This window comes from Cytobacillus sp. FSL H8-0458, assembly GCF_038002165.1.
GTDB lineage: Bacteria > Bacillota > Bacilli > Bacillales > Cytobacillaceae > Cytobacillus.
The window spans coordinates 486,509-500,677 of sequence record NZ_JBBOBR010000002.1; the positions used below are offsets into that span (position 1 = coordinate 486,509).

At 44.2% G+C, this 14,169-nt stretch carries 14 protein-coding genes; 1 reads left to right on the plus strand and 13 read right to left on the minus strand.

Annotated elements, in window-relative coordinates; all coding sequences use genetic code 11:
* Positions 1 to 247: 247 nt before the first annotated feature.
* Entirely contained in the window at positions 248 to 814 is a 567-nt protein-coding gene (locus NYE23_RS23590) for a 3D domain-containing protein (RefSeq protein WP_341081685.1), read from the minus strand.
* A 346-nt stretch (positions 815 to 1,160) separates the two neighbouring features.
* Here NYE23_RS23590 and NYE23_RS23595 point away from each other — a divergent pair, with 346 nt between their 5' ends.
* Positions 1,161 to 2,582, plus strand: a complete 1,422-nt coding sequence (locus NYE23_RS23595; RefSeq protein WP_341081687.1) for a YfcC family protein — start codon at positions 1,161 to 1,163, stop codon at positions 2,580 to 2,582.
* Between the two features lie 46 nt (positions 2,583 to 2,628).
* Here the strand turns inward: NYE23_RS23595 and NYE23_RS23600 are convergent, their stop codons facing one another.
* The 12 genes from NYE23_RS23600 to NYE23_RS23655 form a co-directional block, all read right to left on the minus strand.
* Positions 2,629 to 3,246 (minus strand): cell wall hydrolase, encoded by a 618-nt coding sequence (locus NYE23_RS23600; RefSeq protein WP_341081690.1) that lies wholly within the window; start codon positions 3,244 to 3,246, stop codon positions 2,629 to 2,631.
* Positions 3,247 to 3,438: 192 nt separating this feature from the next.
* Positions 3,439 to 5,175: a methyl-accepting chemotaxis protein gene (locus tag NYE23_RS23605; protein ID WP_341081694.1), complete on the minus strand. Its 1,737-nt coding sequence runs from the start codon at positions 5,173 to 5,175 to the stop codon at positions 3,439 to 3,441.
* A 120-nt stretch (positions 5,176 to 5,295) separates the two neighbouring features.
* On the minus strand, positions 5,296 to 6,489 hold the full coding sequence (locus NYE23_RS23610) for a phosphopentomutase (RefSeq protein WP_341081696.1): 1,194 nt from the start codon (positions 6,487 to 6,489) through the stop codon (positions 5,296 to 5,298).
* 2 nt (positions 6,490 to 6,491) lie between these two features.
* Positions 6,492 to 7,652 (minus strand): YhfX family PLP-dependent enzyme, encoded by a 1,161-nt coding sequence (locus NYE23_RS23615; protein ID WP_341081698.1) that lies wholly within the window; start codon positions 7,650 to 7,652, stop codon positions 6,492 to 6,494.
* Between the two features lie 27 nt (positions 7,653 to 7,679).
* A complete protein-coding gene (locus NYE23_RS23620) occupies positions 7,680 to 8,822 on the minus strand; it encodes an aminotransferase class V-fold PLP-dependent enzyme (protein ID WP_341081700.1) in 1,143 nt (380 codons plus the stop codon).
* On the minus strand, positions 8,822 to 9,739 hold the full coding sequence (locus NYE23_RS23625; protein ID WP_341081702.1) for a phosphotriesterase family protein: 918 nt from the start codon (positions 9,737 to 9,739) through the stop codon (positions 8,822 to 8,824). The genes NYE23_RS23620 and NYE23_RS23625 overlap by 1 nt, the downstream gene beginning before the upstream one ends.
* A 28-nt stretch (positions 9,740 to 9,767) precedes the next feature.
* Complete coding sequence (locus tag NYE23_RS23630; protein WP_341081704.1) at positions 9,768 to 11,060, minus strand: YhfT family protein; 1,293 nt, start codon at positions 11,058 to 11,060, stop codon at positions 9,768 to 9,770.
* 27 nt (positions 11,061 to 11,087) lie between these two features.
* Positions 11,088 to 11,447 (minus strand): DUF2620 domain-containing protein, encoded by a 360-nt coding sequence (locus NYE23_RS23635; protein ID WP_061792828.1) that lies wholly within the window; start codon positions 11,445 to 11,447, stop codon positions 11,088 to 11,090.
* Position 11,448: 1 nt separating this feature from the next.
* Positions 11,449 to 11,823 carry a PRD domain-containing protein gene (locus NYE23_RS23640; RefSeq protein WP_341081707.1) on the minus strand — a complete coding sequence of 125 codons (375 nt, stop codon included), beginning with the start codon at positions 11,821 to 11,823 and terminating at the stop codon, positions 11,449 to 11,451.
* A 68-nt stretch (positions 11,824 to 11,891) separates the two neighbouring features.
* Positions 11,892 to 12,824: a GntR family transcriptional regulator YhfZ gene (yhfZ, locus tag NYE23_RS23645; RefSeq protein ID WP_341081710.1), complete on the minus strand. Its 933-nt coding sequence runs from the start codon at positions 12,822 to 12,824 to the stop codon at positions 11,892 to 11,894.
* 150 nt (positions 12,825 to 12,974) lie between these two features.
* Complete coding sequence (locus tag NYE23_RS23650) at positions 12,975 to 13,460, minus strand: hypothetical protein (protein WP_341081713.1); 486 nt, start codon at positions 13,458 to 13,460, stop codon at positions 12,975 to 12,977.
* Positions 13,461 to 13,474: 14 nt separating this feature from the next.
* Positions 13,475 to 14,131, minus strand: a complete 657-nt coding sequence (locus NYE23_RS23655; RefSeq protein WP_341081715.1) for a hypothetical protein — start codon at positions 14,129 to 14,131, stop codon at positions 13,475 to 13,477.
* Between the last annotated feature and the right edge of the window lie 38 nt (positions 14,132 to 14,169).

A 14,169-nucleotide genomic window follows, 5' to 3' on the forward strand; every position in this document is an offset into this window, starting at 1 on the left:
CGGCACTCAGTATGGGGCCTTTTTAGTGAAATGGCCTCAGTTAGACTTTTAGTTTCTTGCATGAGTGGAATTATTCTATTTGCAGTTTTCAGGAGTCTATTTGCAGTTTTGGGAGATCTATTTGTGAGTTTAGGGATTCTATTTGCAACTATGATGTTTTATTTGCAATTTTATTCCTTTTATTTGCAGCGTTCACAATTGGGAACAAAAAAAGAACCTCCATCAGGGAGGTTCTCTCAAGTTTCTGCTACTTATAAACTTTTATAGTAACCGTTTTGCTGCCCCATTGAAGAGCACGCTGTTTGTTCGGGATAAAGACGTCAATTTTATTTCCTTTTACTGCAGAGCCTTTGTCTGCTGCAATTGCTTCCCCGTATCCTGGAACATATACTTTTGTACCTAGTGGGATTACTTTAGGATCAACTGAAATAACCTTGGCATTCGGGTTCTTTTTCAGGTTGATTCCTGTATAAGTAATGCCGCTGCAGCCTTTGCAGCTGGCAGTGTAGGCAGTCGCTTTCACTTTAATTTCTTTATAGGCTTTCGTTGATGCAGCCTTTACAGCTGTCTTTTTAGGTGCTGCAGCTTTCGCTGAAGTTCCAGTAACTTTAAGCACTTGCTTTGGTTTAATTGTATCTGAAGTTAATTTATTCCATGATTTAATTTGCTGTACAGAAACATTATGTTTTTTAGAGATGGCCCAAAGCGTATCTCCCTTTTTTACTGTATACGTATTTCCTGCGGCTGAAGTGACATTGGAAAATCCAAACGATAGAAAAACAGCTGTGATTAGATAGATTACTAGTTTCTTCATGATATCTCCTTTATGTCCCTTGATAGGAACATATTAACACCATTAGATAACAGAAAGATTTCAGTAAAACTCTTTTTTTATTACAAATTAAGGCGATTTTAATATATTTGTAATAAAAATTACCAGATTTGCATTCGAAATTGATCATTTGCTTTGGTTATATTTTCTTTTGGAGTTACAGGCGATGCAAGGAAACTAGTTAATTTAAGGCTTTAAGACAGATGTGTTTTGTTTTCTAACTATTTGAAATATTGTTTATATCTCTTTATAATAGACAGCAATATCCTTTTACATGGTAATACTGCAGTTGTATAAAGGAAAAAATGAATGGAGGGATTTAAGAATATTGAAAGCAGAGACATCGCAAGAAACAGGATTAGAAACTAATAAGAAAAGTAAATGGGAGATGCCGGATACTTATGTCATCCTCTTCGCTGTTTTATTAATGGCAGTAGCAGCTACTTATTTTGTGCCTGCTGGAGCTTTTGAAAGAGAGATCGTCGATGAGGTAGAACGGGTTATCCCGGGTACATATGCAGAAGCAGAAGGGAATCCGACTGGTTTTATGGACATATTTCTCGCACTGCAGGAAGGAATGGTTCAGTCTGGCGGCTTGATTTTTCTTGTTCTTTTTGCAGGCGGAGCCTTTGAGGTAGTTGAGCGGTCAGGTGCTATCAAAGGAGGTATTCTGCGTGCTGTTACAAAGACCCAGGGAAAAGAATTTTGGCTTATCGCTATTGTATCTATATTATTTGCATTAGGAGGAGCTGTCGGGGCTGTGGCCAATTCGGTCATCCCTTTTGTCGCAATCGGACTGATCATCACCCGGGCCCTCAAGCTTGATGCTCTTGTAGCAGTTTCCATTACGTTCGGGGCCACTTTTGCCGGCTTTAATGTCGGGTTCCTGAATCCCTATACGGTTGGCATCGCTCAATCGATTGCCGATGTCCCCTTATTCTCCGGAATGGCCTTAAGGCTTATCGCATTTCTTGTGATCGTAGGTGTAACTATTCTCTACACCTGGCGCTATGCCAGGAAGGTCCTTGCTGATCCATCTAAAAGCCTGGTCGGAGTATCCAATGCAACATCCTCTTTAGATGACAATCTTGAAATACCTTTCACAGGACGGCATAAACTGATTCTCAGCTTTGTCGGATTGTCGCTGCTATTTTTCATTTTTGCCACCATTCAATTCCAATGGACGATTAATCATATGGCTGCCTTTTTTATAATCATTGGTCTCATTTCAGGTATTATTGCGGGCATGAATTATAACCAAGTGGCTTTAACTTTTTTGGAAGGCTGCCAAAAGCTTGTTTACGGAGCATTAATTATTGGTGTTGCCAGAGCCATTCTGATTGTGATGGAAAATGCCAGGATCCTCGATACATTTGTCCATGCACTTTCCGTTCCACTGGAAGGGCTATCCCCTATCCTGGCGACAATTGGGATGTTTGTTTCCAATGCCATTCTAAATTTCCTTGTTCCATCGGGAAGCGGGCAAGCGATGATATCGATGCCTATCCTGGCTCCTCTGGCAGATATGATTGGGATTACCCGCCAGGTTGCGGTGCAGGCCTACCAGTTTGGTGATGGATTCACCAACAGCATCTTCCCGACATCAGGTCCGCTCATGGCAAGCCTTGCCGTAGCCGGTGTCCCTTGGATCAAATGGGCCAAGTGGATGATGCCGCTCTTCCTGATTTGGTGTGTGATCGCTGTTGTCATGCTTAGTGTAGGAGTACTGATTAATTGGGGTCCAGTTTAATAAAAAGATTGAAGGCACCTTTACATGGGGTAAAGGTGCCTTTAATTTAATAGGCAAAATTATGATTGCCGATCTGTTTTATCACTGGACGGGTGAAAATCCATTGATCTGTAGCTGTATAAGGATTGTAATAATAGACGGCACCGCCCGTGGGGTCCCATCCATCAAAAGCATCTTTTACTGCCTGATAAGCTTCGGCATCAGGCTGCAGCCAGTACTGTCCATCATTCACAGCTGTAATGGCATTCTTTTGGAATATTACATTGGAGAGTGTATCCGGAAATTCATTTGACTCCATACGATTGAGAACGACAGCGGCAACTGCCACCTGGCCTTCATAGCTTTCCCCGCGCGCTTCCCCATAAACGACATGTGCCAGCATGTCCACATTCCTAAGCATTTCTGCTGTGTTAACTCCTACAATACCATCAGCTGCTAAACCGAAATCATATTGAAAGTTTCTAACGGCGTTCTCTGTTACCATTCCATAATACCCTGTATGGTCTGTATTAAAATAACCAAGCTTTTGTAATGCTGATTGAATATATGTAACCTCCGGACCTGCAGAGCCACTCTTTAAAACAGCAGCATCTGCTTTCGGCTGGCTGAAGCTCAATACAAATACCATTGCGGCAGCTGCCGCAATCCACTTTATGTAATTCATTTGAACACTCCTCTTTATGTTTTTTAGAACTCAACTGCCCTCCTTTTAATAAAGTCATATGTTCACCTTTACTTGTTTCCCTATAGGTTTAATTAGAAAACTCGTTCAAATGGTTTAATTTTCCGGATAGTGCAAAAGGACAGGCGGGTAAAAGAAAAAAGCCGCTCTCTACAAAGAAGAACGGCTCCCCATTTATAATTTAAACTTCTCCACGGACTGTTCCAGCTGTTTAGAAAGACTGCTCAGCTGAAGGGTCAGCTCTGAAATCTTTTCTACCGCATTCTCCTGCTGGTCTGTTGAGGCTGCGACCTCCCGGGAAATTTGTGCTGTGTCTTTAGATAGACCCGCAAATTCATCAATGGATGCAGAAATCTCTTCTGATCCGGCAGAGAGCTCTTCTGTTACAGCAGAAACCTCCTGGATTTCCCCGGTAACTCCTTCAACCGCATGCAGAATCTGATTGAATTTCTCGCCGGCGCTATTGACCAGAACAGTGCCTTCTTCAACTTTGCCTGAGCTCGCATGCATATTTCCGACTGCCTGTTCAATGGATAATCTGAAGTGATTTAGCTTTTCTGCAATTTGTGCAGCAGATGCTTTGGAGCCTTCTGCCAGCTTTTTAACCTCCTGGGATACAACGGCGAAGCCTTTGCCATGTTCGCCTGCCCTTGCTGCTTCAATGGCTGCATTTAATGAAAGCAGATTGGTTTGCTCCGCTATGCCGGATATCAGATTCACGATATCTTCAATTTCACTGGCCTGGGTACCCAGTTCTTCTATAAATACGGAAGATTCGTTTACAGTTTTTTTAATCTCATTGATCTGCCGAATAATGGACTGAATTTCATCAAATCCTTCTTTTACCTGCTGTGCAACTGTATTGGATTGTTCACTTACATCCGTTGAAGCCTCCGCAATGCGCTGAATGCCTATTGCCATTTCTTCTATTGCTTTTGCAGATTCCTCGCTTCGGATCAGCTGTGTATCAGTAGCCCCTGCCACTTCCTGAATCCCTCTGACAATCAGGCTGCTGGCCTGGCTGATTTCTTCCATCTTGTTTTCTATTTTACCCGAGGAGATCAGGAGTGCTTCTGAAGATGCTTTTATATCTTCAACCATTACTTTTGTATGATGCGTCATTTTTTTGAATGACTCTGTCACATGTCTAATTTCATCATTCCCTTTTACTTTAATCGAACTTGCCTTCTCTTCTGCTCCGCGAAGATCGCCATCAGCCATTAATTGAGCGGCTGAACTGATGCTTTGCAGCGGATGCAGTCTTCTTTTGACGAACCAGGCCAGAATGGTAACCACGGCAAGGATTAACAGTATATTTATCACCAGGTTCATCGGCAGCACTTCCAGGAGTACTTGATCTGAAATGCTGTTAACATTCTCTGCATTAATATCGACACCCAATATCCCGATTACTTTTCCATCTGATTTAATGGGTACGAATGCTGAAAGATAGTCTCCATATTCCGGATCATGAACGATCGGTGAACTTGATGCTTTTCCATCCAGGACAGGAGAAATATCTTCATATGTTGTAGCCGTTGTCGGTGTTTTAATGTCTGCAGCAATATCGGAGCCCTTCGGCAGGCCATCAACCATTATAAAGAGTTCTTTCTTGTCGGAATCAGCCATTAAAGTATATACGTAAAACGCGCCTGTCTTCTCGCGAAAATCATTCAGCTGTTCCCTAAGGTCCCAATAGGTTTCCGACTGATTGGGATTCTTTAAAAAATCATCATATTTTTCGGTATCCATCTTCGAAGCAATATTGTCTGCAATGCTTAAACTAAAATTTTCAATCGAGGACTCTACAGAATTTTTCGTGCTTAAGTAGAGCATTGCAATATTACCGAGTAATACAATTGCCATTCCAAGAGCCATGACCAATGCAATTCTAGCGCTGAGCTTTTTCATATATTTCACTCCATTAGTAAATATTTCATATATGAATTATAACTTTTAACCTGGTTAAATAGCACTAGAAAAATCAGGAAAAACAAAAATACTGAAACCATTCCGGCTCCAGCATCTCTCTTAATCTATCATCATCTTTAAAAAACTCTCGCCTTCCTCAGTCGCAGGCAGTCCAAAGAACTCGCTGAATGTCGCCCCAACGTCAGCCATCGAATTACGTTTTCCGAGGTTAACCGGTTTTATCCGCTTACCGGCTGCTAGTATTGGAACGTATTCTCTCGTATGGTTGGAGTGTCCGATGGTCGGGTCGTTGCCATGGTCAGCCATGATAATAATTAGATCCTCCTCTGCCATCTTGGGCAGGAATTCTGCGAGCCACTGGTCGGTTGTATTCAGCAGTCTCGCATACCATTCTGTATCTTCCGCATGTCCTGCCAGGTCTGTTTCCTGTACATTTACCAGAAATGCCGCATCCTCTTTTTCTTCTAAATAGGCACTCTCCAAAGCTTGTAATACTTTTTCAGTATCGACAATTGGTTCTGCAGGCCCTTCCCCATGCAAAACATCTGCCGTTTTGCCAATCCGATGGACTTTGAGGCCATGCCGGGCAGCGATCATCGGAAATTGTCCGTCTATGTTTACGCCGTAGCCCATGTGATAGACTTCATAGCCTTTGCCGTACACCTTGGCTTTTGGGGCATCCACTCCCCACTGGTCTGGATTTTTTTCATGTACAACTGACAGGATATGTTCAATGGTTGTATAGGGTCCTCCAAACGCAATGACCCGGCTGGTGTCAACATTCTGGCGGACAACTTTCCCGACTTCCTTTAATTCCCGGAAAGGCATTTTATTAAAATCAGCAGTTAAATTGATGATGTTTCCCAGTGAGGACTCAAGATTATCCCCGATGACACAGGCACCATTCACTAATAGCACCGGCCGGTCATTCCATGGGTATTCAACCTCGTAGCCTGCTTCAGTTAATGCCTTGGCCAGATGTGGATGAATATCTTTCATCAGTCTTTTATTCGAGCGCTTCGGGCAGCTCCCGGCAATTTCCTGGTGCCCGAGGTATGTGTCTGCCCCGTAATGGGCCAATGCCGAGAAGCCGTAAGCATTGGCAGGGGCTTCCTTCCCATCCACAAGCGCCCCCAGCCCAAGCCTATATAAAGTTGGGATTTCTAAAAAATCAGCCGATTCCCGGATATGCTTATAGGTATTGGCTCTGCAGTCAGAAGGGCTGAACTCTCCGCAATCCTCCATTGCACCGATGCCAAAGCTGTCAATCACCAGCAGAATTGCTTTTGCCATCCTTACCACTTCCTCTCAAAGTGAACCAGTTCCGGCTTTCCGCTTTGAATTCCTTTTACCAGGGCAATATGGGCCCTAGTGACGAACACCTGTGTACGGAAAGAGAAAACGGCTGTATCTCCTTCAGAAATCTGAAAGCCGTTCGGTTTCTCAATCGCACCATAATAGTCAATCGCTTCAGGAGCCGGCTCGATTGCTTTTACATATTGCTTCAAAATGTCTTTTTCATTGTTACCGACCAGACACCCGGTTAAATGGGAGCGTCCGTAGTAGCCGCCGCCGATAACATAATAATGCTCCTGATCCTGGTGGGACACTTCCGTTACATATACAATGGCAGGTTTCTCGGGGAGATCCCGGTACGCATGCAGCGGGGTCGTTCCGGTAAGGGCATGTCCCGGTTCTCCATGAGTTACACCCTGTTCTGCCAGGAAAGGTATGGTTTCGCAGCTAGTCGCACTTGGACCGTTTACCTGCTTTACTGTAATGCCCTTTTTCTCCAGAGTCTCTTTTGCTTTTAAAAGGGTTTTAAAATTAGGAGTCGGCTCCATGCTTTTCTTATCATTAGATAGCTGAAAGTTCGGGAAGGTTGTGACGCCTGCTACATTAATCCCGGGAAGCCCGGCTAGTTCGGGAAGTTCTTCATCCAGCTTTTCCAATCGAAAGCCGCCCTGCTGTCCGGGATAAATCATATCGCCTTCTGCATACACCCTGAGAAGTACATCCTGCATCTTTCCTGACTGAACAGCCGCTTCAGAAAGCTGTCTGGCACGTGCAAGGGAAAATAGGGTAATGACCTCAGGATTCCATGACAGCACTTCCTGCCACTGATTTTTTCCCGGCTGGACCAGGTGGCCGACGTTCCCCATTTTTACGCCGCCTTCTGCCAGTGTTTTGGCTTCGTCGAATTCAACAGCAACCGCCTTTTCGATGCCGTGCTCTGCAATAAACTGGCCTATAAACGGAAGCCTTCCAAGCTGCTTGCTCATGAAATAAAGCGTAAAGTCATGGTTTTTTGCCGTTTCTGCCAGAGCTGCTACATTCTCTCCGAGTATATCGAGGTCAATCACGTACGTATTCGGGGGTATCTGCCCGCTTTGATGGAGGGTGACACCTGATTGAATCAGCTTAGGATTTCTGCGCTTTGTTACATCTAAAAACATGGAAGTTCCCCCCTTTATTTACGGGTATCAACGATGCTGCACTTCTTTTGCAAGAGGTATCACTTTTTCAAGAATGCCGATGATCGTGTCCGCTCCTGATTTCATCGGATTGATGCGCAGTCCATAATCCTTCAGCTCAGGCTGTGCTTCCAAAAAGCTGCCGGAAACGCGGTAAATCATCGGAATGATTTCATATTTTGATTCCGCCCCAACCGGATGGGTGGCCGCCCCATGCTCATCACTGATGCTGATCACGCTTTGGGCGATTGGATCTTCCAGCTCTACAATGACGTTTTTGGATTGGGCATTCGTCATGTAGGCGGCTCGTATTCCTTTCACAGCGCCTTCATTCAGACGGCGGCAAAGCTCTTCCACCTGTTCATTCTGAATAGCCAGTGAGACAGGCGCGAAGGTCATCATTCTTAAAAGCTCCATGGCTTCGTAGCCCTGTACCTGGCCTCCGCCCGAGTAGTTATAGTGATGCACCCGTTCGATGGCTTCTTTTTTGCCGGCAATGACTGCAATTCCTTCCGGCCCGAGAAGCTTAAATCCGGAAAAAGTTGAGTAATCCGCTCCTAATTCCACGCCAATTCCCTTTGTCTTCAATGCGCAATAATTGTCATCCACGACGATAGGAAGATCCGGGCGTTCTTCCTTCACAGCTTTGATGACTTCGGCCAATTGGTAATGATCTGCAGGCTGCTGACGGGCATGCTGAATATAGAAAACTTTAGGATTTTGATTAGTTCTGATGGCCGTTCTTACTTCCTCAAGATGGTTGTAATCTGCCTGGACTGTTTTGATGCCTAAGATTCTTAACGTTTCCTTTGTCGTCGTATAAACAGGGGCCGTGTGAATAAACATTTCATCTCCAGGAGACAGAAGCATGCTTAGAATATTGCGGATCGCACCTGTTCCGGCTCCCCTGACAAGGGCACAGTCTTCTGTTTCAAAGAAATCAGCCAGAACTCTTTCCACAAGATATGTCTGTTCCGGACGCTTATATGTTGGAGAAACTCCAAGGTCTCCCATCGATAGAAATTGCCTGCCTTTGAAATGGCGGCTCATTCTGTCGACCAGTTTGAATTGTTTTTCCTGTGCTTCCTGTATCGATAAGCTCGGCAAAACCGAATTTGCGTACTTTAATTGGGCTCTGTTGTATGTGGACACTATGATCGCTCCCTTATTGAAAAAGCTCTGGATGGATTAACGGTCAGAAATTGATGAAGGATGCTTTCCGGCACTCCGGATTTCTTCAATACTGGAATAAACGTCTCAAGCACAAGACCGTAGCCCGGACCTCCGTGCTTCTTCCAATGCGATTTGCGGGTTAAGTCAGCTGATAGAAGTATTTGCTTTTCATATCCGCGGTTTATAAAATCAAGAAGAAAGTCAGCTCTTTCTTCATCGGGACGGTAATTATTTTTTCCAATCGTATCAAACGCGATATAGGCACCTGTTTCCAAAACAGCGAGAACTTCGTCTTTATTCGGGTTGAGATCCTGATGGCCGATGATGATCTGATCAGTTGGAAGGCCATACTTCGTCAGCAGCTGAACCTGTTCAAGCCCTAGTGTTCCGAGTGTTGTATGGGTTGTCACTGGAAGGCCGGTTTCGGCACCGGCCATAGCGGCACCAATTAAAAGCTCACGTTCAATCGGCTTCATTTCATTTTTGCTTGTGCCCACTTCCCCGATGACACCCGGCAGTATGCCTGTATCCCCGATTCCTTCCGTTGCCTCTTTGATAAAATGCTGTGCAAACTGCTCCGCTTTCCAGCCGTCTGCAAAATCCGGGATATAAGGATCTTTATAAAAGCCTGTGCATGTAATAAGGTGAACCCCGGTTGCCTCGCTCAGCCTTTTTAGCACAAGAGCATCCCGGCCCATGCCGTCATTTGTCACTTCAACCATGGACCTTCCGCCGAGACGATAGAAATCCTCCAGTTCCTCATGCATGCCCTGTTCATCATCCAGAATCGTATCCGGATCTTTTTTTACTCTCGAAAGATCAATGGAGAGATGCTCGTGAGCCGAGCAAATCCCCAATTCTTCCGGAGTAATTTTTCCAAGTACGGTTTGTATCATGGCTGTCCGCTCCGTTCTCTTTGTTTTTTTACTGAGGTATGTTCATGATGCCTAGTGCTACCAGGATATTGGCTATGATACCGACTGCAATGGCACCCACAGGGCCGACCGCAATGCGGACAATCGGGCGTCCTGCTGCTTCATTCAGCAGATAAAATCCGGCAATGAAGAAGAATCCGAACCCTGGTGCAATCGCATTGGCAGCGTTCGCTCCGCCGATTAATAGTGCTACTTCCAAAAGCTTGGTCATCGCACTGCGGATATTTTCCCCGGAATTACGGACACCGGGATATTTATCAAGGAATCTTGCAATTGAACTTAATAGCATAACTTCTATGAAAATAATAATGACACCGCCGATTAAGGCTACCCAAACATTCGGGGAGAAAAATCCGACGACGAAGATGAGTGTGAATCCGACCGGGCTGTATACACCTGTTGCGATCGCTGTACTGGCGACAAGCGGAATAAAGCCGAGCGCACGGGCAGCCGCAGCAATTCCGGCATCTGTTGCTTTGCCCTCTGCTAATAGATTTAGAGAGATCGGATCTCCTGCCATGATCCATAGATTCGTAGCAGCTGCAATAAGACCGCCAATAATCATAAAGAACACGACATTTTTTCTGATTTTAGCCACTTTATCACTGAATACAGCAGCAAGGTCGATGGAGGAGCCTTCTTCAGATTTTTCCTTCATGGCAAAAACAAGCAGGAAGATCATTCCTGTAATAAGGGCCATTCCTTCCTGGTTCAGTGTTACTGTAGTGCCTGAAATCGTCAGAACTCCGCTTTCATTCAGCCAGACAGCGAGCTGTCGGATCAATGCGGAAACGATAAATGTAATGACCCCTTTTTTCACGCTGAACTGCATGGCAACCGCAAGCGCCGGGAATGCCATAAAGGTAACGACGACCGGTGTTCCAACCGCTCCCATAGCTTCAAGGAAATTAAGCGGCAGGTAATCGAACAGCTTTACAAAGCCTTCGAGTCCGATTAACAGCCCTGCTCCATAAGCACCGCCAATTACAGCCGCAAGCGGTGTTCCCCACTTATTTTTCGGCGTCAGCAATCCGATAATATCTGTTCCCAGCAGGATACTATGGACAAGAATGATACTGGCCGAGAGTGTAAAAGGTATTCCAAATCCGATTACCAGGCCGAAACTCATCGCAAAGGCAGTAAAGGCAAGGTCCCGTCTCGTCATCCGGCCCTCCACATGTTCGGAAACAATAGGACGGAGTCCATCGTTGAAAACAGCAATGTTCATATTGGCCAAAACAGCAGCAACGGCACCGATCAGGATAATTAATGTCATTTCCATTTCTTTTTCCCCCTCAATTAAAATGGATTAGCTTTTATTTTTTAAAGCTTTGATAATCATAGGCACTGCGGCTTCTTTGTGGTCAGCTGTGAATCCAAATGCCTTTTTTCCTTCACTGACAGCGGTTACAATTTTCTCCTCAACAGGCTTTTTCCCCGGCATGGAAACCGTCTCGCAATTCGGCTTGCCGAGAAGGGCAATCGCCATGGCTAAAGCTCCGCCGCCTCCTGTGTGGCAGGCTCCTACATAATAATCTGCCTGTCCTGTCTTAACGGCCATCGCTGCTTCCAGATCGGATTTGACCATCGTTGTTATGCTGCTGTCAATCTCCTTTATTAAACTCTCAATCTCTTTTTTATCAACCTGTCCGCCAACTACAATTTTCATCTTAATTTCCTCCTTTGTTAATTTGCAGTACATTTGTGTAATGTATGAGCAGAAAATCGATTTCCTCTTGGGGGAGCTGATTCTTCCATTGCTGCTGTACAAAATCGATTTCCTTCATTGCTGTGGATGCTTCCGGTGACTGTTTGACTTCATCCAGCAGAGCAGGATGAGGAGCCTCCACCTGTTCACCCTTTTCAATTCTCGTCAGAGCTGTCGGCAAATGGGTGAAAAGCATTTCCGCCCCGTCTATGGCACCTTTTTTCAAATGCGACTGTAGTTGCATAAAAGCTAATGTCGTTATATCAGCGGCTTTTGTGCTGACAACAGACGAGCTTAATAGGATATCCATTCTTTCTTTGAGTTGGTGTATATCCATAATTTCATCCCCTCCAAAATACAGTATTTAGTATATTAATGCTGCTAAGAAACTAGAACTTCAGTTTCTTAATAGTGCGGATATTTTTTCCCTTCCTCTACCAGCCTTTGGATCTCTTCTACTTTATTGAACTGCAGGAGCTGGATTTGTTCCCTGATATTTGTTCTTTCACTTTCGATGACAATGGCTGCTCTGGTTGCTTTTACCGCCAGTTCCTTTGCTCTTTTTGATTTAAAGTCAGAGGAAGCAAAAGTTTTTAGTGCTCTCGCTTCATCCGCGTTCCAGACAGCTGCATCAATACTGCCGTTTTTCAGCATATTGAAAAGCTGCATATAGTCCACCTTTATCAATTCAACCTTGTGCTCTTCACATTCAAGGAGGGTGATATTGGCCTGGTCAGCGGATGAATAGTCAATTCCAATTTTCATGCCATCTGTAATCTCGCTGTTTTTGCTATCTGAAAAAAAGACTTTATGGGACGTGACATATGTCTCCGGTCCAAGAGTATGGAGAATTTCCAGGCCGTTAAACTCCTGTACTGCTTCTTCTGCCGCCAGCTGGGACATGATCGCAAAATCGTAGCGCCGGGTTTTTAATGATTCGATCCGCCTTCGGGCTCCTCTCATATAAGCGAGGCCAGACTTTTTATTGATTTCCTCAAACCCCTCGACAATGCCAGTCGCCAACCCCTCATACTTGCGGGAATAAGGCAGCGGCATTACGCCCATAACCGGCCCGACGCCCGCAATCTCATACAGCAGGTTGATGTCCCTTTTTTTCAGAAACGTCCCCAGATGCCCTCTGGATTCAAGCGAGATGGCATGCAGATCCTCCAGCACTCTTAATGCCCCCTGCACAGTCCCGCGGCCCAGGGATAGCTTGTCTGTAAAATCACTTACCCGGGGGATTCTCTCTCCCTCTGAAAACTGAATAAGCTCCTTTGCAATAAACTTGGCAGCCAGCCCATTCTTTGAATATAAACTTTCCCAAATACGGCTCATATTGTAATACCTCTTTACTTTGATCAATATACGAAAAACTGTATATTATGAGTGTAGCGTTTTTATTTAAGAAATTCAAGCTAAAGTTTTTTCATTTGTTTGTTTATTCAGCCTATAAAGATTCATATTTTGTAATTTCTGCTTATGTAATTAAGGTGTCCAATAAGCAATACGGTTACCCGGAACAGCTGCAATTAACCATTCCTCCTCGCCTTGACGGCAGCCATCGCCAGCCTGCCAGCACTCATACATTTCATGAGATCCGTTCACAGATAATATTTTTCCTGATTGAAAAGCTAAATACAAATGCGGCATATTTTCACCTAACCAAATATCCACAACTTCCTCATTTAAAAGACTATCTATAGACATAGTATTCTCTTTAATTGTTATTGTCTTTTCATGAAAGTTCACCGCCTGGTCAAAAACTATCCATTTAGGATCCTCAATATGAAGCCAAGGTTGGGATTGATTGGACGGATGTTTCAGAGAGAAAAAGAGATAGAAAGAATCTGGCCCATCAGATTTTATTATGGTGACCCTCCCTTTTACAAAGATCTGCTTTAAAGCTGCTTCAGCAAATTCCTTATCTTTTTTATCCAAAGAAACCATTTTTCTTCCCCTAAACCATTTCACGTTCAATCCCCTTACTATATTGTAATGACCCCAACCCACTGACTTGTTTTTGAAGCTACTTGAAAGGTCCGGTTATCCACCCACTCCGGTTTTCCTAAAAATCTTCCATAAACGACATGGCTTGGCACCTCTTCAACAAGGACTTCTTCCCTAACCAGCAAGCCGCTTTTGTGATAAATTTTGGCTATCAGCTTAAAGGAAGTAACCGTATGGACTCCGACTGCATAGGCAGTGTGTTCTTTATCAGGGCTCTTTTTGGGAGTGCCTTTTAATAAAAACTCTACCGAATACTTATGTTCTTTAATTTTTTCAAGTGCATCCTTAACCGGAGTATAATTCCAGTTCTTTTCTCGAAAAACAGGAGAAATACACTCATTGAATACTCTGCAATACTCGATAAATTTTTCTTCTGGATCACTTAAATCCAAAAATTCCTTTGGATTATATGGGATCTTGATGGTTAAACCATTCTCGATTGTATAGGAATCCACGATGGTTTCCTTCATACCTGCCAAACAGTAAACCATCAAAGATTCCACTTCATCAGTTAATGCCCCTTGCAAGTAACGGCTTACTATCAGTGAAAAAACATTCGTCTGGAGATTAAAGCCAACTTCATTCTTCTTTTGTCTATTGGTTGCATCGTGAAGAATAATTTCTTTTAATTCCACCTAAATTCCCCTCTACCCAACGTGATCGAAAGAACGCA